The following is a 21,517-nucleotide window of genomic DNA, read 5'->3' on the forward strand; positions in this document are numbered from 1 at the left end:
GGGCATGCTGGGAGGATGCAGTTCGACCGTGCGGCTGCCGCGTATGCGGATCAGCTGTCGCGCGTGCGCCGGCTCTCGCCCGCGACCGTGCGCGCCTACGGGGCGGATCTGCGGGACCTGTCAGCAACCGTGCCTGGCGCGGAGGTCGGCGAGGTGGACCTCGAAGCGCTGCGCGAGTGGCTCTGGCGGGCGACCCAGCGCGGTGACGCGCGCGCGACCCTCGCCCGCCGTGCGGCCGCCGCTCGGAGCTTCTTCGCCTGGGCTCTCGAGGAGGGACTCGTGCCGGCGGATCCGAGCCTGCGCCTCGTGGCACCCAAGCGCGGACGGACGCTGCCGCGTGTTGCGACCGCGGACGGCGTCCGCGGCATGCTGGACGGTCTTGCCGACCGTGCGGCGACCGGGGACCCCGTCCTCCTGCGCGATCACGCCATGCTGGAGGTCCTCTACGGGTCGGCGGTGCGCGTATCCGAGCTCACGGGCCTGGACCAGGGCGACATCGACCTGCAGCGGGCGACGCTGCGAGTCCTGGGCAAGGGCGCGAAGGAGCGCGTGGTTCCCTTCGGCGTTCCCGCGCGGCGAGCGCTGGAGACGTATCTCGGTCGAGGCCGGCCGGTGCTCGTGGCCAGAGCGGCGCACCGGGCCCCGGGCCCCGCGGTCTTCCTCGGCGTCCGCGGCGCACGCGCGACACCGCGTGCGGTCTACGACGTCGTCGCCCGAGAACTCGGGGCGGTCGTCGGAACGGCGGCGGTGGGCCCGCACGCGCTGCGTCACTCCGCGGCCACCCACCTGCTCGACGGCGGCGCCGACCTGCGAGCCGTCCAGGAGATGCTCGGCCACGCGAGTCTGGGCACCACGCAGATCTACACGCACGTGTCTTCGGGGCGGCTCGCGGCCACGTACCGGCTCGCACATCCCCGGGCCTGACCCGCACCGCATCAGTCGCAGCAGGGCAGAAGCACCGCCCTCGGCACGATGCCCAGCAACAGCATCGGATTGATGTAGACGCCATCGAGGCGTACGCCGAAGTGCAGGGCACCCACCGTCGCGTGTCCGCCTGAGGACAAGGTTGCCACCGGCTCTCCGCGGATGACGAGGGTTCCCGGCCCCAGCGCGCTGGCGACGGGCTCCAGCGTGGTGACGAGTCCGTCTCCATGGTCGATCGTGAGGACGCCCCGGCCGGCGACCGCCCCCGAGAAGGCCACGATTCCGTCGGCCGGCGCGCGCACCGCAGAGGCGCCGAGCAGGTCCAGGTCGACGCCGCGATGACCCGGACCGTACTCGTGTGCCGGAGCGACGAACGCGCGGGCGATGCGAAATGTCTCCGCGGGCCAGACCCAGCCCTTCTCCGCCAGTTCCGCCGACTCCTGCCCGACCGGTGCGAGATCGGAGTCGCCGAGCGCATCAGCTCGGTCACCCGCAACACCGGTCACCAGCAGGAGCACGAGGCCGGCAGCGCAGGCCGCGGTGGGTCCGGATGAGTGCGAGCGCGGTGAACGCATGCGACCAGCCTGATGGGACGCCGAACGAGGTGGCGGCGGACGCTCGGCGCCGGGGGACAGACGGCGGCGCCCGAGCGCTGGGGAGGAGGGGCGGCTGGTACACTGAGGGGACACCTTGCTCGTCGAGGTGAATACGCGTGCCCAGAGCGCAGCCGAGAACGTCAGGTTCCCGGCGGCGCGGCATCCACTCCCACCGGTCTTGCAGAGCGATTTCGCTCTCGAGCGGGAGTGTGCCGGGCACCAGGCTCGCCGGCCGATCGGTCCGGCGGAAGACACAACCGCAAGCGGCGCTTCCGAGCGTCGAGAACAGGAGAACGGCCATGGCCGTCGTCACCATTCGCCAGCTGCTCGACAGCGGCGTCCACTTCGGACACCAGACCCGCCGGTGGAACCCGAAAGTCAAGCGCTTCATCCTCACCGAGCGCAGCGGCATCCACATCATCGACCTGCAGCAGTCGCTGACGTACATCGACAAGGCGTACGAGTTCGTCAAGGAGACGGTCGCCCACGGCGGCACCGTTCTGTTCGTCGGCACGAAGAAGCAGGCCCAGGAGATCATCGCCGAGCAGGCGACCCGCGTCGGCCAGCCCTACGTGAACCAGCGCTGGCTCGGTGGCCTCCTCACGAACTTCCAGACGGTCTCCAAGCGCCTCGCGCGCATGAAGGAGCTCGAGGAGCTCGACTACGAGAACCCGGCCGACAGCGGTTTCACCAAGAAGGAGCTGCTGCTGAAGAAGCGCGAGCTCGACAAGCTGCACAAGTCGCTCGGCGGTATCCGCAACATGTCCAAGACGCCGTCCGCGATCTGGGTCGTCGACGCCAAGCGCGAGCACCTCGCGGTCAACGAGGCGACCAAGCTCGGCATCCCGATCATCGGTATCCTCGACACGAACGCCGACCCCGACGAGTTCCAGTACCCGATCCCCGGCAACGACGACGCGATCCGCTCGGTGGGACTGCTCACCCGCATCATCGCCGACGCCGCCGCCGAGGGCCTCATCCAGCGCCACAACCCCACGGACGAGTCGGCCGAGGCCGCCGAGCCGCTGGCAGACTGGGAGCGGGAGCTGCTCGAGCAGAGCGCGCCCGAGCAGTCCTCCGCCGAGACCGAGAAGGTCGCCGACGAGGCGATCGCCGAGGCCGACCTGGCTGAGGCCGTCGAGGCCGAACGTGCCGTCGAAGGCGAAGCGGCCACCGAGACGGCCGCCGACGCCGCCGGCGCCGAGGCGCACGACGAAGCCATCGCGGATGCCGCGGGCGAGCCCGTCGCTGAGGTCGAGGCCGCCGAGGCCGAGGCCGCGAAGTAGTCGAACTTCCGCAACACGCAGTCGGCGGGGTCGTTCTGAACGACCCCGCCGACGCATCCCACTGAACTCATCACAAGCAAGGAGCCGCCACCCATGGCAAACTTCACCATCGCCGACATCAAGGCGCTGCGCGACCAGCTCGGCACGGGCATGGTCGACACGAAGAAGGCGCTCGAAGAGGCCGACGGCGACGTCGAGAAGGCCGTCGAGATCCTCCGACTCAAGGGCGCGAAGGGCAATGCGAAGCGCGCCGACCGCTCGACGAGCGAAGGCCTCGTCGCCGCTCGCGAGCAGGACGGCAAGGTCACGCTGATCGAGCTCGCCTGCGAGACCGACTTCGTCGCGAAGAACGAGCGCTTCATCGCGCTGGCCGACAAGGTCGCCGACGCGGCCGCCGCCGTCGCCGCCGACTCGGTCGAGAGCGCCCTGGCTGCGCCCGCGGGCGCCGGCACGGTCGAGACGCTCATCTCGGACGAGGCCGCCATCATCGGCGAGAAGGTCGAGCTGCGGCGCGTCCGCACCCTCAGCGGCGATCACTTCGAGGTGTACCTCCACAAGACCAGCAAGGACCTGCCCCCGCAGGTCGGCGTCGTGCTGGCCTACTCGGGTGAGGACGCCGAGACTGCGCGCAGCATTGCGCAGCACATCTCGTTCGCCAACCCCACGTACCTCTCGCGCGACGAGGTCCCCGAGGCCGACGTCGACAAGGAGCGCGAGATCGTCACCGAGATCTCCCGCCAGGAGGGCAAGCCCGAGGCCGCCCTTCCGAAGATCGTCGAGGGCCGCGTGAACGCGTTCTTCAAGCAGGTCTCGCTGCTCGACCAGGATTACGCGAAGGACAACAAGCAGTCCGTCGCCCAGGTCGCGAAGGACGCCGGTCTGACCCTGACGGGCTTCGCCCGCTTCAAGGTCGGCGCGTAGCACCGTGAGAAGGCCCGCATCGTGCAGATGCGGGCCTTTTCTGCTGTGCGGCACACGCCGCACGCTCGGATAGTTTGTACTCGACGAGAGGACGACACGTGATCGATGAGGCCACCGGAACCCGGCGGGTGCTGCTCAAGCTTTCAGGAGAGGCCTTCGGAGGCGGACAGCTCGGGGTGAACCCCGATGTCGTCAGTCAGATCGCTCGCGAGATCGCCGCGGCGGTGGACCGCGTCGAGATCGCCGTCGTCGTCGGGGGCGGCAACTTCTTCCGGGGTGCCGAGCTCAGTCAGCGGGGAATGGACCGCGGGCGCGCCGACTACATGGGGATGCTCGGCACCGTCATGAACGCCCTCGCGCTGCAGGACTTCCTCGAGCAGGCGGGAGCCGCCACCCGCGTACAGTCCGCGATCTCCATGACCCAGGTCGCCGAGCCGTACATCCCGCGTCGCGCTCAGCGTCATATGGAGAAGGGCCGCGTCGTGATCTTCGGTGCGGGCGCTGGGCTGCCGTACTTCTCCACCGACACCGTCGCCGCTCAGCGCGCGCTCGAGATCGGCGCCTCCGAAGTGCTCGTCGCCAAGAACGGCGTGGACGGCGTGTACACCGCCGACCCGCACAAGGATCCGAGCGCCACGATGATCGAACGGATCACCTACCTCGACGCCCTTCAGCGCGGGCTCAAGGTCGTCGATTCCACGGCGTTCAGCCTGTGCATGGACAACCGCATGGACATGCGAGTCTTCGGCATGCAACCGGCCGGCAACGTCACGCGCGCGCTCCTGGGCGAGCCGATCGGCACGCTCGTCACCGCGTGAGCTCAAGGCCCTCCCCACTAGACTGAAGCCTCTGGATCTACCGATGGGAGTCACTGTGATCGCGGACGTGTTGGCTGAGGCCGGATCGCGTATGGACCGCGCTGTGGAGGGCGCGAAGGACGACTTCGCCACCGTCCGCACCGGCCGGGCGAACCCGCAGCTCTTCCAGAAGATCCTGGTCGACTACTACGGAACACCGACGCCGCTGGCTCAGCTGGCGTCGCTGAACAACCCGGAGGCGCGGACTCTCGTCGTCACCCCGTACGACAAGTCGGCGCTCAAGGCCATCGAGCAGGCGATCCGCGACACGCCCAATCTCGGGGCGAACCCGACCAACGACGGCAACCTCGTACGGGTCACGCTGCCGGAGCTCACCGAAGAGCGCCGCCGCGAATACGTCAAGATCGTTCGCGGCAAGGGCGAGGACGCGAAGGTCCACGTTCGCGGCATCCGCCGCAAGTCGAAGGACGACCTCGACAGCCTGAAGAGCGACATCGGCGAGGACGAGCTCGCCCGCGCCGAAAAGGAGCTCGACGCGCTGACACGCGCACATGTCGACGCGATCGACGAGGCGCTCAAGCGCAAAGAAGCCGAGCTGCTCGAGGTCTGAGCCCCACTGATGACCGACGCATCCGGCGATCTTCCGGGCAGCGAGCCACCCTCGCTGCCGCCGCTGACGAGGCGGGACGCCTCGAGCACGCGCCGCACCCCGGGGGCCGCCGACCAGCATCCCGATTTCCAGTCGCACGTGCGCGCCGCGCGCAGCGAGTTCGAGAATCAGGTCGCGCAGAAGCGCGCCGAATTCGAGGAGGCCAACGAGCGGATCAAGCAGCGCACCGGACGCAACCTGATCCTCGCCATCCTGATCGGTCTCGCGATCGGCGCCGTGCTCATCGCCTCGCTCATCTTCTGGAAGCCCGTCTTCGTCCTGTTCGCGCTGGGGGCGGCGATCCTGGGCATCTTCGAGTTCAGTCGGGCCCTGATCGGCTCGGGACGCAAGGTCGATCTGATCCCGCAGCTCGTGATCGGGACGATCCTGGTGCTCTCGGGTTTCTTCGTCGGACTGTGGCTGCACTGGGTGGTCGTCTTCGTCGCGGTCGCCCTCGTCATCGTGTGGCGACTGCTCGCGCAGATGTTCGCCCGGGACGGCCGCACGTACGGCGACGTCCTCGCCGACGTGCTGATCGCCGGCTTCATCCAGCTCTACGTTCCGTTCCTGACCAGCCTTTGTCTGATCCTGCTGCGTCAGGACGGCGGTGAGTGGTGGGTCCTGGCGTTCATCATCATCGCCGTCGCATCCGACACCGGCGCGTATGCGACCGGATTGTCGTTCGGCAAGCACCCGATGGCCCCGAAGATCAGCCCCAAGAAGACGTGGGAGGGATTCGCCGGCGCCGCGCTGGCGGCCCTGATCGCGGGCGTGCTGCTCTCGCTGTTCATGCTGGGGCTGCCCTGGTGGCCGGGGCTGATCCTCGGCGCGGTGGTGCTCGGAACGGCGACCGCCGGCGATCTCGGCGAGTCGATGATCAAGCGGGACCTCGGGATCAAGGACATGAGCTCGTGGCTGCCGGGACACGGGGGAGTGCTGGACCGCCTGGATTCGATACTGCCCTCCGTCGTGGCGGCGCTCGCGCTGTATTACGCATTCGCCCCGCTGGCCGCCTGATGGGCGCCGTCGAGACCCCCGCCATCACCTTCCCCGAGACCTCGGGCTCGGTGAAGGGCTACGAGCGGCGCGCGGTGGACGCTTTCCTGATCCGCGCCCGGCGTGCCTTCGAGGCCGACGCCGAGCCCCTGACCGCGGCCGACGTACGGCGGGCGGCCTTCCCCCTCGTGCGCCACGGTTACGTCATCGCCGCGGTGGATGCCGCGCTCGGCCGCATCGAGGATGCTTTCGCCGCGCGGGAGCGGGAAGCCGCCGTGGCAGACGAGGGCGCGCATGCCTGGGTCGGTCAGACACGCGAAACCGCTCAGGTCGTGCTCGACCGGTTGTCGCGGCCGAAGGGCCGGCGGTTCGACCGCGTGGGGCCCCTGCGATACGGCTACCGCATCGACGAGGTCGACCTGGTCGCCGACAAGCTCGCGAAATACCTCGAAACGGGGGACTCGGTGACCGTCGAGCAGGTGCGGGCCGTCGCCTTCCGGATGCAGCGGGGCGGGTACCGGGAGGTTCAGGTGGACGCGGTGCTCGACGCCGTGATCGAGGTCATGCTCGCCGTCGCGTGAGCACCCTCTGCGGATGGCAGGCCCGTGCGTGCCCGGCTAGACTCGGAGCACTGTGACCCCCGGTGACGAGATGCTGCCCGCGCGACGGACGACCCGTCACGACGTGGCGACGGTCGCGTCGCACAGCGGTCGCAGCTCGTCGGCGCCGCCGCAGCGCTGGTCGCGCCGACGCGGTGTTCTCGGAGTCTTCGCCGCGTTCGCCGCCCTGGGGTTCGTGGCCGCCTACATCGGACCGACCGGGAGTGCGCTCTCGCAGGCGAGTGCGCAGGAACGCGCGCCGATCACGCTCTACTCCAGCACCCTCGGCGACGCTCAGCGTCTGCTGCTGCAGGCGAGCGCCGAGGGCGCCGCCGTCGCTGCGGTCGACCTCGGCCGCAGCGGCTACACGGTCTACGTCGCGCCGAAGCCGACCCCCACGCCCACTCCCGAACCGGAGCCGGAAGTCGCCGAGGAGTCGTCCTCTGCCGCCTGGTCGCCGCCGTTCGTCTCCCCCGATCCGGGCACCGCTCAGGCGATCGCGTACGACATGGTCCGGGGCCGAGGGTGGGGCGATGACCAGTTCGCCTGCCTCGTGGCGCTGTGGAACAAGGAATCCGGGTGGCGCGTGAACGCCTACAACGCGGGCAGCGGGGCGTACGGCATCCCGCAGGCGCTGCCGGGCGACAAGATGGGATCGGTCGCACCGGATTGGGAGACGAACCCCGCGACGCAGATCGCCTGGGGGTTGAACTACATCGGGGGGCGCTACGGCGACCCGTGCGGCGCATGGGCGCACTCCGAGTCGGTCGGCTGGTACTGAGCACATGCCGCGGTCGAATCGTCGACGCTCGGAAGAGCCGGACGACGAGGCTCTCGATCGGCTGCTGAGCGGCTGGAGGCGCACGGAGACGCGTCGGGGGATCGAGTGGTCCGTGCAGCCCGTGTCCGCCGCCCAGGCTGTCAAGTCGTACACCTGCCCCGGCTGCGGTCGCGCTGTTGCGCCGGCGACGGCGCACGTCGTGGTCTGGCGCGCTGACGGCGTGCTCGGCGATCAGGCCGACCTCTCGGGGCGGCGTCATTGGCATTCGCACTGTTGGAGGATCGCCTGACATGGACATCCGCGGACCCGTTCTGCTGCCCGCCCGCCGCGAGGAGATCGAACTGCGCACGCTCGACGAGCTGACCCTCGTGGGCGAGCTCGCCCTGCCGCTGCAGGCCGAGCCGGTCGCGACACTCGTGACCCTACATCCCCTTCCGACGGCCGGGGGATTCATGGACTCCCACATTCTGCGCAAGTCCGCCGCACGCCTGCCCGCTCTCGCCGACCTCGCCGTCCTGCGCTTCAACACCCGCGGCACGACGTCGCCGCGCGGCACGAGCGACGGCGCCTTCGACGGCGGTCGGGCCGAGGCGTTCGACGTGGCCGCGGCGATGGATTTCGTGCGGGCGCGGCGGCTGCCCCGCCCGTGGCTGGTCGGCTGGTCCTTCGGCACGGAGCTTGCGCTCAAGTACGGCCTCGATCATGACATCGAGGGCGTGATCCTGCTCTCCCCGCCGCTGCATCGCACCACCCCGGAGGAGGTCGCGGCGTGGGCGGGAGCGGCTCGCCGGGTGGTCCTGCTCGTCCCCGAGCTGGACGACTATCTGCGTCCGGACGCGGCCGCCGAGCGCTTCGCGAGCGTTCCGGATGCCGTTCTGGTCGCCGTCGAGGGCGGAAAGCACCTGTGGGTCGGCGAGAACCAGACTCGCCGCGTGCTCACCGAGATCGTCGCGGCCGTCAACCCGGACGCCCTTCCGCTGGCCACCGAATGGGACGGCCCGCCGGGCGAAGAGGCCTGATCCGGCTCAGCGCTCGTTCTGCCGGGGGATGATGACCTGGCGGTAGATGATGAGGATGCTGGCGGCGACCGGAATCGCGATGAGCGCTCCGAGCAGGCCCAGCAGCGAGCCGCCGGCGAGCGCGGCGATCACGACGACGGCGCCGGGGACCGATACCGCGCGGTTCATGACGCGCGGCGAGATGACGTATGCCTCGATCTGCATGTAGATCAGGTAGTAGATCGCCGCGATGAGCGCCGTGGTCGGCGACCCCAGCCCGAGGCAGGTCAGCACGATGATCGCCGAGCCGGTCAGAGTGCCGACGAGGGGAATCAGTGAGAAGAAGAACGCCACGACGGCCAGGACCGCAGGGAAGGGCGCGTTGATGATCGACAGGAAGACCGCGCTCAGCACGCCGTTGATGACGCCCATGATGACTTGGCCCATGACGAAATAGCCGACGGACTTCGTGATCTGCTCCGCGATGTCGATGAAGCGCGCCCGCTTGGAAGCCGGGACCAGCTGGTAGACGGCCGCCTTCAGGTTCGGGGTCGATGCCGTGAAGTAGATGGTCAGGATGAGCACGATGAACGCACCGGCGATGCCGGCCAGCACCGTCGCGCCGACGGCGAGCACACCCTGGCCGATCGAGCCGTAGTCGAGATTGTTGACCCAGTCCTCGATGAACGAGAAGACCTCGTCCACGTTGAGATTCGGGAACACCCCACCCAGCCACGTCTTCACGTCATCGAGGGTCGTGCCGCTCTCGATGAGCTTCGTGATCGCCTCGATGAGCTGGCTGATCTGGCTGGCGATGATCGGTACGAGCATGAGGATGATGCCGCCGAAGAGCGCGAGCAGTCCCAGGATCGTGATCAGCACCGCTGCCCACCGGGGGAGCTTGCGCCGCTCGAGGAAGGCGATCGCCGGTTCCAGCCCGAGGCTGAGGAACAGCGCAGTGCCGACGTAGAGAAGGATCGTCGAGAGCGTCTGGACGCTGCCGATGAGCAGCAGTCCCACCCCGACGCCGAGGGTCGCAACGAGCGCGACGCGGAATGGGTTGTGCACCTTCACGGTGACTCCTGACTCTCCCCGTTCGGGGAGTGGTGTGCTGTCAGGTCAGGATATGCGGAGGTCGCACTCAGCGCGGGGATTGGCACCTCCCGGGCGACGCTCAGGTCTCTTTCGCTAGTCTGAAATGTCGAGTCGACGGCCCGCACCGTTCCCCCGCGGGCCCAGGAGAGGTGTATTCGTGCGTTTCGTGTGGGCTGTGGCGGCCTTCGTGCTCGCCGCCGTGATGATCGGCGCAGGCATCGCTCAGCGCACGGTCTTCCAGGGTCCCCGGTCTGATTCCGTCGATGTCACAGCCTCGGAAGAGGCGCCGTACCTGCTGATCGACGGCGCGGTGCTCAACAAGCTTCCCGGCGCGCAGACGCTGCGTGCCCAGGGTGACGGCGAGATCTTCGCCGCGTACGGTCGTACGACGGACATGAAGGCCTGGCTGGCCGACACGGAGTACAACGCCGTCTCGCTCAGCGCATCGGGAAAAGCGGTCTCCGACCTCGTCCCCCCCGCCGACGTCGAGGACGCCGACACGAACGCGGCCGACACGACCGACCCCTCACCGACTCCCTCCCCCGAGGAGACCACGGATGCCGCCGCGGAGCCCCTCGACGCGCGCAGCCCGATCGGCTCGGATCTGTGGCTGGACGAGTTCCAGCAGGAGGACGTCCTGATCGCACCCCTGCAGCTGCCCGAGGACATGAGCGTCCTGGTCGCGACCGACGGCACCGCCGCGGCTCCCTCCGAGGTCAGCGTCTCCTGGGCCGTCGCACGCACGACGCCATGGGCGGGGCCCCTCATCGTCGCTGGCGGCATTCTGATGGCGATCGGCGTCTTCCTGTACATCCTCGGCATCCGTCACGCGCGCCGGTCCCGAGGCCCTCGCCGCAAGGGTCTGCCCCTGCCGGTCACCGAGCCCATCGATCTGGCCGTCGAGGGGTCCGACAAGGGCGTCATCAGTGCGGGCGCCCCGACGCGCCGCTCCGTGACCAGCCGGAAACGCGCTTTCATCGTGATCCCGGCCGTCGCCGTCTCCGCCCTCCTGTTCGCCGGCTGCTCCTCGGATTCCTGGCCGCAGCTCGCCGGAAGTCCGACCCCCACCCCGACCGAGTCCGTGATCGTCCCCGAAGGTCAGCAATCACCCGCGGTCACGAAGGCCCAGGCGGAGCGGATCATCACGCGCATCGCCGAGACGGCCGCAGAGGCCGACACCGCGATGGACGCGACACTTGCCGCGAGCCGCCTCGACGGGGCCGTCCTCGATGAGCGGGAGACCAACTACCGCCTGCGCGGTGCGCTGCCGGACGAGGCGGCACTGCCGGCGATCCCCACCAAGCCGCTGGAGATCGTCCTTCCGCAGGCGTACGACGGCTGGCCGCGCTCGGTCATGGCGGTCGTGAACGACGAGGCCGACAAGACCGCGAGCATCATGCTGATGACGCAGGAAGACGCGTGGGCGCCCTACAAGCTCACGTACCTGTCCAGCCTCGAAGCGGCGACCCAGATGCCCGACCTCGCGCCGGCATACGTGGGAGCCCAGCAGGTGCCGCCGGACTCGTCCTTCCTCGTCATGCCTCCCGACCAGCTCGCGGCCGCATACGCCGACGTCGTCAACAACGGCGAGGCGAGCGAGTTCTCCTCCCAGTTCGAGGCGGAGGGGGATCAGTTCCGCACGAGCGTCGCGGCCGACAGGGAGAAGCGCCTGGCCGACTTCAACACCACCGCCGCATCGACCGGAAGCCTCTCCTTCGACACCGTCGCCGGAGCGCACCCCCCGCTCGCGCTCGCGACACTGGAGAGCGGCGCGATCGTCGCGGTGCACGTGAACGAGGTCGACACCGTCAAGCCGACGAACGCCGACGCGGTGATCAAGCTCGACACGAACCCCCGCGTCAAGACGCTCGCCGGTGCCGAGCAGTCCGCGACAGGGTTCACGACCACGTTCAGCGACCAGCTCTTCTTCTACGTTCCCGCTCTCGGTTCCACCGAGAAGATCCGCCTCCTGGGATATGCCTCCCAGATCCTCGATGCGAAGGTGATCCCTTGACGGACGTCCCCCTGGGCGCTGCACTCCGCGGCGCCGTCGACCTCTCCGCGCTCCGCAACCGCCCGGCACCGGCGCCTGCCGGTGCGCAGCCCCCGGCATCCGCTCCTTCCCTGGTCATGGATGTGACCGACGAGACGTTCCCGCAGCTGCTCGAGCTCTCTCGGACGGTTCCGGTCGTCATCGACCTCTGGGCCGAGTGGTGCGGTCCCTGCAAGCAGCTGAGCCCGATCCTCGAGCGGGTCGTGCTCGAGCTGGGCGGACGGCTGGTCCTCGCGAAGGTGGACGTCGACGCGAATCCGCAGCTGTCGCAGGCCTTCCGGGCGCAGTCGATTCCTCTGGTGGTGGCGCTCGTGGGCGGGCAGCCCGTGCCGCTGTTCACCGGCGCCGTCCCCGAGCAGCAGGTCCGTGAGGTCTTCGCACAGCTGCTGCAGCTGGCGGCGCAGAACGGCGTGACGGGGACGCTCGACGTCTCCGCAGACGGCGAGCTCGACGGCGAACCACAGGCCGAGGTGGAGCCCCCGCTGCCACCGCTTCACGCCGAGGCGTTCGAAGCGATCGAGGCGGGAGATTACGCGCGCGCGATCGTCGCCTATGAGAAGGCCCTCGCGGAGAATCCCCGCGACGACGAGGCCCGCGCCGGACTGGGCCAGGTCAAGCTGCTGGACCGCGTGCAGAACCTCGATCTGGCGCAGGCTCGCGCGGCTGCCGCGGCAGCCCCTCTGGACCCCGCTGCACAGTTCGCCGTCGCCGATCTCGACCTGGCCGGCGGACACGTCGAGGACGCTTTCGGGCGGCTGCTGGATCTGTTCGCAGCGCTTGCGCCCGACGAGCGCGCCCCGGTGCGCGAGCGGCTGGTCGAGCTGTTCGCACTCATCGGCGACGCGGATCCCCGCGTCGTGAGTGCCCGCGGTCGCCTGGCGTCGCTGCTCTTCTGAGTCCTCCGGGCGCTCTCGGGCCTGCAACCGCTAAGGCAGCAGCAGGCGTCCGCTGGGCGTCTGGGACGGAAGGTGCGCCTGCTTGTCGTGCTGGAGCCAGAGCACTCCCAGCGGCGGGAGCACCATCGTGGCGCGCCCGGATTCGCTCGCATGGACGGCTCCGAGATTGCCGACGCCGGACCCGCCGTACTCCTGCGCGTCGGAGTTGAGGATCTCGTGCCAGACGCCCGACTCGGGCAGATCCAGCGTGTAGCCGTTCACGGGCACGCCCGAGAAGTTGCAGACCACCACGACGGTGTTGCCATGCCAGTCCTTGCGCGAGAACGCGATGACGTTCGGATTCCAGCTCGGCCCGCCGAGCCGTGAGAACGCGGCGCCGTCGCTGTCGCGCGCCCACAGCGGCGACTGCGCCTTGTAGACGCTGTTGAGCGTCGCGACGAACCCGTGCAGCTGCGCATGCGAGGGCTGATCGAGGATCCACCAGTCCAGGCCCCGACCCTCGGCCCACTCCGACAGCTGACCGAACTCCTGACCCATGAACAGCAGCTGCTTGCCGGGGTGTCCCCACATGTACGCGAGGAAGGCACGCATGTTCGCGAGCTTCTGCCAGTGGTCGCCCGGCATGCGCGCGAACAGGCTGCCCTTGCCGTGGACGACTTCGTCATGGCTGATCGGCAGGATGAAGTTCTCACTGAACGCGTAGACGAACGAGAAGGACAGCTCGCCCTCGTGGTGAGCGCGGTACATCGGATCCCGCGCGATGTACTGCAGCGAATCGTTCATCCAGCCCATGTTCCACTTGAACCCGAAGCCGAGGCCCGCGCGGCTGGTCGCAGCGGTGACGCCGGGGAAGCTCGTAGACTCCTCGGCGATCATCGCGATGCCGGGGTAGCGCTTGTACGAGGTCGCCGTCACCTCCTGCAGGAACCGGATCGCCTCGAGGTTCTCCCGGCCGCCGTGGACGTTCGGCACCCACTCGCCTTCCTCGCGGGAGTAGTCCAGGTAGAGCATCGAGGCCACGGCGTCCACGCGCAGGCCGTCGACGTGGAACTCCTCAAACCAGTAGAGTGCGTTGGCCACGAGGAAGTTGCGCACCTCATTGCGGCCGTAGTCGAAGATGTAGGTTCCCCAGTCGCGGTGCTCGCCGCGTCTCGGGTCGGGGTGCTCGTACAGGGCTTCCCCGTCGAAGCGGGCGAGCGCGAAGGCATCCTTCGGGAAGTGCCCCGGAACCCAGTCCATGATGACCCCGAGACCGGCCTGGTGCAGCCGGTCGATCAGGTAGCGCAGGTCGTCCGGCGTTCCGAACCGGCTCGTGGGGGAGTAGTAGCCGGTGACCTGGTAGCCCCAGGATCCGCCGAACGGGTGCTCGGAGAGCGGCAGGAATTCGATGTGCGTGAAGCCCTGGGCGGTGACGTAGTCGATGAGCTGGTCGGCGCCGTCGCGGTACGAGAGGCCGGGGCGCCACGAGGCGAAGTGCACTTCGTAGATCGACATCGGCTGCGACACCGGCTGACGGGAGGCCCGGGCAGTCATCCACGCGGAGTCCTGCCACGCGTAAGCGGAATCGGTGACCACGGATGCCGTCGCGGGGGGCACTTCCGCGTAGCGCGCCATGGGATCGGCCTTGAGGATCCATTCGCCGCCGCGCGTCAGCAGCTGGAACTTGTACGTCGTCCCGGCGCCGATTCCCGGGATGAACAGCTCCCAGACGCCGCTTCCGCCCATGGAGCGCATCGCGTGCGCTGAGCCGTCCCAGCTGTTGAAGTCGCCCGCAACCCGAGCTGCCTGGGCGTTGGGGGCCCACACCGTGAAGGCGGTGCCCGCGATGCCGTCGATCGTCCGCACGTGTGCTCCGAGCACCCGCCAGAGCTCCTCGTGCCGGCCCTCGCGGATCAGGTGCAGATCCAGCTCGCCGATCGCCGGTCCGAAGCGGTACGGGTCCACGGCGCTGAAATCCGGCGCGTTCTCGTACGAGGTCAGGAGTTCGTAGGATCCGGCCTCACCGGAGCGCACGCCTTCCCAGATTCCGGCGCGCACGTGCTCGAGCGGCACGCGCGTGCCGTCCTCGAACACCGCGGTGACACTGCGCGCCAGGGGCCGGCGGGCACGGATCGTCCACTCCGCAGCGCCCTCCGCATCGGAGCCGAGATGGATGCCGAGGACGGAATGCGGATCGTGGTGCGATCCGGCGGCGACCGCGTCGAGCAGGTCATCGGTGGGACTCGTCATCGAGACTCCTTCACGTGCAGGATGTGGACGGGTTCTGTGAACGCGTCGAGCTTGACGAAGTTGTGATCCGACCACGTCCAGTGCTCGCCGGTCAGAAGCTCCTCGACCTCGTAGGGCTCGCCGGGCGGCACCCCCCACTCGCGCGTGTTCAGGTGCACCATCGTCTGTCGCACCGAGTGCGGGTCGACATTGGCGACGACGATGATCGTGTCGGAGTGACCCGTGGGCGACAGCTCCGCTCCGATGCGCTTGGAGAAGACGAGGATCGCGTCGTCGTCGCTCCAGTGAAGCCGGAGATTGCGCAGCTGCCCCAGTGCCGGGTGCGCGCGGCGGATCTCGTTGAGTCGCGTCAGATACGGAGCGAGCGAATCGCCGCGCGCTTCCGAGCCGGCCCAGTCGCGCAGCTTGTACTCGTACTTCTCATTGTCGATGTTCTCTTCCGAACCGGGCCGCGCGACGTTCTCGTACAGCTCGTAGCCGGCGTACACCCCGTAGGCGGGGGCACCGGTCGCGGCGATCGCGGCCCGGATCTTGTACGCCGGCCGCCCGCCGTACTGCAGATATTCGGTGAGGATGTCGGGGGTGTTCACGAACAGATTCGGGCGCAGGAAGTGCGCGGTGTCCGTGGCGAGTGCGGTGAGGAACTCTTCCAGCTCCAGCTTGGTGTTGCGCCAGGTGAAGTAGGTGTAGCTCTGCTGGAATCCCGCGAGGGCGAGGCCCTGCAGAGGCGCGGGGCGCGTGAAGGCCTCGGCGAGGAAGACGACGTCCGGATGGTCCGCCGACACCGTCGCGATGAGCCACTCCCAGAACTGCAGCGGCTTGGTGTGCGGATTGTCCACGCGGAAGATCTTGACGCCCTGGGCGATCCAGTGCCGCAGCACCCGCAGCGCCTCGGCGCGGATCCCCTCCGGGTCGTTGTCGAAATTGATCGGATAGATGTCCTGATACTTCTTGGGCGGGTTCTCGGCATACGCGATGGAGCCGTCCGGGAGAGTCGTGAACCACTCCGGGTGCGCCGCCACCCACGGATGATCGGGCGCCGCCTGCAGGGCGAAGTCGAGCGCGACCTCGATTCCCTCTGCACGCGCCGCGCGGACGAATGCCCGGAAATCGGCGAGCGTGCCGAGGTCGGGATGCACGGCGTCGTGGCCGCCCTCGTCGGAGCCGATCGCCCAGGGCGAGCCCGGATCGCCGGGCTGCGGGTCGAGGGTGTTGTTGCGTCCCTTCCGGTTGAGCCGGCCGATCGGGTGGATGGGCGGCAGGTAGAGCACGTCGAACCCCATCGCCGCGACGGCCGGCAGCCGCCGGGCGGCTGTGCGGAACGTGCCGCTCTTGATCGTGCCGTCCTTGAGGCGACGCGCTCCCTCGGACCGCGGGAAGAATTCGTACCAGGCACCGACGCCGGCCCGCTCGCGCTCGACGAGCAGCTCCAGCCGCGGCCCGATGCTCATGAGCGAGGTGAGCGGACGCTGCGCGAAGTACTCGGCGATCGATGGATCACGCACGATCTCCAGCGTCGCCTCGTCGGTGACCGACGGGTCGCGCAGCGATGCTGCGGCGCTCTCCAGCCGGCGCCGTTCGCTGATCGGTCGCGACTTCTCGGAGACCGCGCGGTCGAACAGGCGCGCTCCCATCTCGCGCATCACCGCGACGTCGACGCCCGCGGCGATCTTCAGGTCGGCGGCGTGCTCCCACGTTCCGAAGTCATCCGCGAACGCCTCGAAGCGGAAGCCCCAGACGCCCTCCTCGAGCGGGGTGATGGCGGTCTCCCACCGGTCGAACCCGTCGTTCAGCGGCTCCAGGCGGTGCAGCGACTCATCGCCGGACGGCGCGAAGAGACGCACATGCACGCCGATGCGATCGTGGCCCTCGCGGAAGGCCGTCGTGCGGAACGGGACGATCTCGCCCGCGTAGGCGCTGGGGCGGAACACCCCGTCCGGCACGGAGGGGGAGGAGAGCGCGAGGGGGATGCGGGGGGTCGCCGTCGCCCGATCGGGCTGGGTGTCGACCGCCGCTCGAACCGGGATCGGAGAGGCGCTTCGCCAGGGGCTGGTGCGCTCGGTGCGCGACGTCGTGACCACCTCTCGAACCTACCCCGCCGCCCGACGGGTGGACAGCCTGCGGCGCGCCGGATCGATCGCCGGCTGTGCCGAGTTCGGACGCCGCAGCGCGGCGCCGGCTCACTCCGCGCGGAACAGCCGCATGGACGTGCCGCCGAGCGGGACGATGTCACCGGGAAGGAACTCCTCGCCGGCGGCATCCGGCGCTTCGTCCTCGCTGGACCACAGGGAGACGAAAGAAGTGACACCGGGAATCGTCGGCAGCGTGACCTCGACCGGACGCTCATTTCCATGGACCATGAGCAGGATGCGGTTGAACGCCTCGTTCTCGGGCGTGGATGCCGCGACGTATTGCAGCGTGCGGTGGGAGGGGTCGGTCCACTTGTCGATCGACATCGTGCTGCCGGTCTGGTCGTACCACTCCATCACGGAGGCCGACGGAGTCCGCTCATCGAGTCTCGCGAACCGGCTCGGCCGCAACGCGGGGTTCTCGCGGCGCAGCTGGAGAAGTCGCCGCACGTGCGCGAACAGGTCACTCTGCCACGGCGCGTGGTCCCACGACATCCAGGTGAGCGGCGAGTCGTGGCAGTAGGCGTTGTTGTTGCCGCGCTGAGTGCGGGCGAATTCGTCGCCGGCGGTGATCATGGGCACCCCCGAGGACAGCAGCAGCGTGCCGAAGAGGTTGCGCATCGCCTTGCGGCGGGTGGCGAGGATGCCCTCGTCCGACGTCGGACCTTCCGAACCGTGGTTGAACGAGCGGTTCGTGTCGGCGCCGTCCCGGTTCTGCTCGCCGTTGCCGACATTGTGCTTCACGTCGTACGAGACGAGGTCCCGCAGGGTGAAGCCGTCGTGGGCTGTGACGAAGTTGACGCTGGCCAGCGGTCCGCGCTCGACGCTGAACGTGTTGGAGGACCCCGACAGCCGGGTGGCGAAGCCGCCGATGCCGACCGGGGCCGTGGATGCGCGGCGGGCGTAGTCGACGTCGCTCAGCCAGAAGTTGCGGACGCGGTCCCGGTAGCGGTCGTTCCACTCGTGCCAGCCGTCGCCGAAGTTGCCGGTCTGCCAGCCGCCCATGCCCACATCCCAGGGCTCGGCGATCTTCTTCACGCCGGCCAGCGCCGGATCGTCGACGATCGCGCGCAGCAGGGGATGATCGGGCGCGAAGTGGTGGCCGGCGTCGCGGCCCAGTGTGGCGGCCAGGTCGAATCGGAAGCCGTCGACCTGCACGTCGTTCGCCCAGTAGCGGAGCGAGTCGAGCACCAGGCGGGCGGCGGCATCGGTGGACGTGTTCAGCGAGTTGCCGCACCCTGTCACGTCGATGTAGACGCCGTCCTCCTGCTGCCGGTAGTAGGACCGGTTGTCGATGCCGCGCAGACTGGTGCGGGGACCGCCGATCGCCTCTTCGGCGGTGTGGTTGTAGACGACGTCGAGGATGACTTCTAGGCCTGCCTGGTGCAGGAGCTTGACCATGCCCTTGAACTCCCGCAGCACCGCCTCGGGGCCGTGCCGGCGGTTCTCCTCGGTGGCGTAGGCGCCATGGGGGGTGAAGAAGTTCAGCGAGTTGTAGCCCCAGTAATTCGTCAGGCCGTGCTGCAGCAGGCGCGGCTCGGTCGCGAAGGCATGCACCGGCAGCAGCTGGATGCTCGTCACGCCCAAGGACAGGAAGTGCTCGATCATCGCCGGGTGGGCCAGACCCGCGTAGGTGCCGTGCAGCGCGGGGGGAACGAGCGGGTGCCGCTTGGACATGCCCTTGAGGTGTCCCTCGTAGATGACGGTCCGATCCATGGGGACGGCGGGCTTGCGGATCCCGCCCCAGTCGAACGCACCGTCGATCACGACGGCTCGCCAGTCCTCGAAGCCGCCGCTGACCAGTCCCTTGGCGTAGGGCTCGACCAGCAGCGTTCCGGGGTTGAAGGTGCTGCCGGGCGCGTGCGGTCCGTCGACGCGGATCGAATAGCGGGTGCCCGGCCGAAGGAGCGGTGTGGTCACGCTCCAGACGCCGCCCTCCGCCGGACGCAGGGCGATCGTGTCCGTGATCCAGTCCAGATCGGTGTCGTCGAACACGACCAGCTCGATCTCGCTGGCGTGCGCGGACCACACCCGCAGAGTTCCGCCGTCGGGTCCGAGTGTGACGCCGAGGTCGTCGAGCTCGGAGCTCAACAGTCCTGGCGGCGGGGCGAGCGCGGTCAGGGGTTCGGTCGAAACCATGCGCTCTACAGTAGTAAGGCCGGGAGCAGGTCAGGTCACGCGGAGCGGGGGAGCCATGGTCGTCTACCTGGACCACGCCGCGACGACACCGCTGCGGCCCGAGGCCCGTGAGGCCTGGCTCCATGCATCGCACGATGTCGGCAACGCCTCGTCCATCCACGGCGCCGGGCAGTCGAGGCGCCGGGTGCTGGAGGATGCGCGCGAGCGGCTGGCCGCGACGCTGGAGTGCGATCCGATCGAGGTCGTCTTCACTTCCGGGGGCACGGAGTCGGTGAATCTGGGCATCGCGGGTCTGTACCGCAGTCGGCGGGAGAGCACAGGGCGTACGGCGATCGTGTCGGCCTCCGCGGAGCACCACGCCACGCTGGACACGCTCGAGTGGCTCAGTGCCCACGAGGTGGCGGACCTGGAGTGGGTGGGCGTGGACGCCGATGCGCGGCTCGACCTCCTCGAGTGGGAGGCTGCCGTCGGTTCCGGGGATGCCGCCGTGGCGACACTGCTGGCGGCGAACAACGAGGTCGGCACGGTTCAGCCGGTCGTGGCGGCATCCACGGCCTCCGCCGACGCCGGCGTTCCCCTGCACGTGGACGCGGTGGGCGTCTTCGGACATCTTCCGCTGTCGTTTCGAGGTCTGCGAACCGCGTCCGGCGCGGGCAGCTCGGGCCTGGTCGCCCTCAGCGTGGCCGCCCACAAGCTGGGTGGACCGGTCGGTGTCGGCGCTCTGGTGGTCTCCCGCGAGGCGCGGGTGGAGCCGCTGCTGCACGGCGGCGGACAGCAGCGGGGCCTGCGTGCCGGGACGCAGGACGTCGCCGGTGCGCTCGCCTTCGCCGTCGCAGCCGAGCTCGCGGTGGCCGAGCTCGCCGACGAGGCGGCGCGGGTGGGCGCGCTGCGCGATCGCCTCGAGGCCGGCCTGCGCGCCCGGATCCCCGAGATGCGGGTCTCGGCGGCCGGAGCCGAGCGCTTGCCGGGGCATCTGCACGCCGTGTTCCCGGGCGCCCAGGGCGACTCGCTGCTGCTGCTGCTGGACATGGCCGGTATCGCCGTCTCCACCGGCTCGGCGTGCCAAGCCGGCGTGCCCGAGCCCTCGCACGTGGTGCGGGCGATGGGATTCGGCGACGCGGCTGCCCGCAGTGCCCTGCGCCTGACGCTGGGCAAGCCCACGACCGACGCAGACGTCGATGCGGTCCTGGCCGCGCTGCCGGATGCGTACGAGCGCGCGCGCAGCGCGGGCCTGTCGACCCGTGCGGTCGGCGCTCTCAGGCGCGGTTGAGCCTCAGGATCGTAGACTCGTCGCATGCGTGTTCTGGCGGCGATGAGCGGGGGAGTGGACTCCGCCGTGGCTGCGGCGCGCGCCGTGGATGCCGGGCATGACGTGGTCGGCGTGCACCTGGCGCTCTCGCGCGCGGGCGGGACGCTGCGCACCGGCAGTCGCGGCTGCTGCACGATCGAGGACGCCATGGACGCCCGTCGCGCCGCTGATCGCCTCGGCATCCCCTTCTACGTGTGGGATTTCTCCGAGCGCTTCCGCGACGACGTCATCGAGGACTTCGTCGCCGAGTACAGCGCCGGTCGCACACCCAATCCCTGCATGCGATGCAACGAGCGGATCAAGTTCGCGGCCGTCCTGGAGAAAGCGCTCGATCTGGGATTCGACGCCGTCTGCACGGGCCACTACGCGATCCTGCGGGAGGGTCCGACCGGCCGGCGCGAATTGCACAGGGCCAGCGACAACGCCAAGGACCAGTCCTACGTCCTCGGGGTGCTGACCGCCGACCAGCTCGCCCATACGATGTTCCCGCTCGGGGAGACGCCCTCGAAGGCGCTCGTGCGCGCCGAGGCCGAGGCCCGCGGCCTCACGGTCGCCAACAAGCCCGACAGTCACGACATCTGCTTCATCCCCGACGGCGACACGCGCGGCTGGCTCGCCGAGCGCGTGGGCGCCGAGCGCGGGAAGATCCTCGATCGCTCCGGTGCTGTCGTCGGCGCGCATGAGGGTGCGCATGCGTTCACCGTCGGACAGCGGCGCGGGCTGGCCCTCGGCGTGCCCGCCGCGGACGGCAAGCCCCGCTTCGTGCTCGAGGTGCGACCGGTGTCGAACACGGTCGTCGTCGGCCCGAAGGAGGCGCTGGCGATCGGCGAGATCTCGGGCGGGAGGTTCACGTGGGCCGGCGCGGCGCCCGGCGCGGAGGAGTTCGCGTGCCACGTGCAGATCCGCGCGCACGCGGACCCGGTGCCCGCCCGGGCGGTGGTGCAGAGCGCGAACGTCAGTGTCCGGCCCGAGACGCCGCTGGACGGCGTGGCCCCCGGGCAGACCGCCGTCCTCTACGACGGCACGCGCGTGCTCGGCCAGTTCACGATCGACCGCACGGTCTCGGCGGTTCCCGCTGTCGCAGGCGGCTCGTAAACTA

The 21,517-nt window shown here is 69.5% G+C and carries 19 protein-coding genes; 14 read left to right on the forward strand and 5 right to left on the reverse strand.

Annotated features, from left to right (window positions below; genetic code table 11):
- The first annotated feature begins 15 nt into the window (after window positions 1-15).
- The gene (locus tag RWQ91_RS01015; protein WP_314501964.1) at window positions 16-924 is read left to right on the forward strand and encodes a tyrosine-type recombinase/integrase; all 909 of its coding nucleotides are present in this window, start codon (window positions 16-18) and stop codon (window positions 922-924) included.
- An 11-nt stretch (window positions 925-935) separates the two neighbouring features.
- Here RWQ91_RS01015 and RWQ91_RS01020 read toward each other — a convergent pair whose 3' ends face one another.
- Window positions 936-1,499 (reverse strand): M23 family metallopeptidase, encoded by a 564-nt coding sequence (locus tag RWQ91_RS01020; protein WP_314501966.1) that lies wholly within the window; start codon window positions 1,497-1,499, stop codon window positions 936-938.
- A 320-nt stretch (window positions 1,500-1,819) separates the two neighbouring features.
- Here RWQ91_RS01020 and rpsB point away from each other — a divergent pair, with 320 nt between their 5' ends.
- The 9 genes from rpsB to RWQ91_RS01065 all read left to right on the forward strand — a co-directional run bounded on the left by rpsB (window position 1,820) and on the right by RWQ91_RS01065 (window position 8,589).
- Window positions 1,820-2,806 carry a 30S ribosomal protein S2 gene (rpsB, locus tag RWQ91_RS01025; RefSeq protein ID WP_314501967.1) on the forward strand — a complete coding sequence of 329 codons (987 nt, stop codon included), beginning with the start codon at window positions 1,820-1,822 and terminating at the stop codon, window positions 2,804-2,806.
- A gap of 93 nt (window positions 2,807-2,899) precedes the next feature.
- Complete coding sequence (tsf, locus tag RWQ91_RS01030; protein WP_314501969.1) at window positions 2,900-3,727, forward strand: translation elongation factor Ts; 828 nt, start codon at window positions 2,900-2,902, stop codon at window positions 3,725-3,727.
- Between the two features lie 98 nt (window positions 3,728-3,825).
- Window positions 3,826-4,545 carry a UMP kinase gene (pyrH, locus tag RWQ91_RS01035; protein ID WP_314501970.1) on the forward strand — a complete coding sequence of 240 codons (720 nt, stop codon included), beginning with the start codon at window positions 3,826-3,828 and terminating at the stop codon, window positions 4,543-4,545.
- A gap of 55 nt (window positions 4,546-4,600) precedes the next feature.
- The gene (gene frr / locus RWQ91_RS01040) at window positions 4,601-5,155 is read left to right on the forward strand and encodes a ribosome recycling factor (protein ID WP_314502892.1); all 555 of its coding nucleotides are present in this window, start codon (window positions 4,601-4,603) and stop codon (window positions 5,153-5,155) included.
- Window positions 5,156-5,164: 9 nt separating this feature from the next.
- Complete coding sequence (locus RWQ91_RS01045) at window positions 5,165-6,211, forward strand: phosphatidate cytidylyltransferase (protein WP_314501972.1); 1,047 nt, start codon at window positions 5,165-5,167, stop codon at window positions 6,209-6,211.
- Entirely contained in the window at window positions 6,211-6,771 is a 561-nt protein-coding gene (locus RWQ91_RS01050; protein WP_314501974.1) for a DivIVA domain-containing protein, read from the forward strand. The genes RWQ91_RS01045 and RWQ91_RS01050 overlap by 1 nt, the downstream gene beginning before the upstream one ends.
- Before the next feature lie 52 nt (window positions 6,772-6,823).
- Window positions 6,824-7,570 (forward strand): lytic transglycosylase domain-containing protein, encoded by a 747-nt coding sequence (locus RWQ91_RS01055; RefSeq protein WP_314501976.1) that lies wholly within the window; start codon window positions 6,824-6,826, stop codon window positions 7,568-7,570.
- A gap of 4 nt (window positions 7,571-7,574) precedes the next feature.
- Window positions 7,575-7,859 (forward strand): hypothetical protein, encoded by a 285-nt coding sequence (locus RWQ91_RS01060; RefSeq protein ID WP_314501978.1) that lies wholly within the window; start codon window positions 7,575-7,577, stop codon window positions 7,857-7,859.
- A gap of 1 nt (window position 7,860) precedes the next feature.
- Complete coding sequence (locus RWQ91_RS01065; RefSeq protein WP_314501980.1) at window positions 7,861-8,589, forward strand: alpha/beta hydrolase; 729 nt, start codon at window positions 7,861-7,863, stop codon at window positions 8,587-8,589.
- Between the two features lie 6 nt (window positions 8,590-8,595).
- Here the strand turns inward: RWQ91_RS01065 and RWQ91_RS01070 are convergent, their stop codons facing one another.
- Window positions 8,596-9,642, reverse strand: a complete 1,047-nt coding sequence (locus tag RWQ91_RS01070; protein ID WP_314501982.1) for an AI-2E family transporter — start codon at window positions 9,640-9,642, stop codon at window positions 8,596-8,598.
- 178 nt (window positions 9,643-9,820) lie between these two features.
- Here RWQ91_RS01070 and RWQ91_RS01075 point away from each other — a divergent pair, with 178 nt between their 5' ends.
- Together RWQ91_RS01075 and RWQ91_RS01080 are read left to right on the forward strand one after the other, a co-directional pair.
- Window positions 9,821-11,677, forward strand: coding sequence for a glycosyl transferase (locus RWQ91_RS01075; RefSeq protein ID WP_314501984.1), 1,857 nt, complete (start codon window positions 9,821-9,823; stop codon window positions 11,675-11,677).
- A complete protein-coding gene (locus tag RWQ91_RS01080) occupies window positions 11,674-12,612 on the forward strand; it encodes a tetratricopeptide repeat protein (protein WP_314501986.1) in 939 nt (312 codons plus the stop codon). Before RWQ91_RS01075 ends, RWQ91_RS01080 begins: the two co-directional genes overlap by 4 nt.
- Window positions 12,613-12,642: 30 nt before the next feature.
- Here the strand turns inward: RWQ91_RS01080 and glgB are convergent, their stop codons facing one another.
- From glgB to glgX, 3 genes are all read right to left on the reverse strand, one after another.
- Complete coding sequence (glgB, locus tag RWQ91_RS01085) at window positions 12,643-14,841, reverse strand: 1,4-alpha-glucan branching protein GlgB (RefSeq protein WP_314501988.1); 2,199 nt, start codon at window positions 14,839-14,841, stop codon at window positions 12,643-12,645.
- Window positions 14,838-16,922 (reverse strand): maltotransferase domain-containing protein, encoded by a 2,085-nt coding sequence (locus tag RWQ91_RS01090; protein WP_314501990.1) that lies wholly within the window; start codon window positions 16,920-16,922, stop codon window positions 14,838-14,840. Before RWQ91_RS01090 ends, glgB begins: the two co-directional genes overlap by 4 nt.
- Window positions 16,923-17,021: 99 nt before the next feature.
- Complete coding sequence (glgX, locus tag RWQ91_RS01095; protein WP_314501992.1) at window positions 17,022-19,109, reverse strand: glycogen debranching protein GlgX; 2,088 nt, start codon at window positions 19,107-19,109, stop codon at window positions 17,022-17,024.
- A 55-nt stretch (window positions 19,110-19,164) separates the two neighbouring features.
- Between glgX and RWQ91_RS01100 the strand changes: the two genes are divergently transcribed.
- Both RWQ91_RS01100 and mnmA read left to right on the forward strand, forming a co-directional pair.
- A complete protein-coding gene (locus RWQ91_RS01100) occupies window positions 19,165-20,379 on the forward strand; it encodes a cysteine desulfurase family protein (protein ID WP_314501994.1) in 1,215 nt (404 codons plus the stop codon).
- Between the two features lie 24 nt (window positions 20,380-20,403).
- Window positions 20,404-21,513: a tRNA 2-thiouridine(34) synthase MnmA gene (mnmA, locus tag RWQ91_RS01105; protein ID WP_314501996.1), complete on the forward strand. Its 1,110-nt coding sequence runs from the start codon at window positions 20,404-20,406 to the stop codon at window positions 21,511-21,513.
- The last annotated feature ends 4 nt before the right edge of the window (window positions 21,514-21,517 follow it).

It is taken from the genome of uncultured Microbacterium sp. (genome assembly GCF_963524805.1).
Lineage (GTDB): Bacteria > Actinomycetota > Actinomycetes > Actinomycetales > Microbacteriaceae > Microbacterium.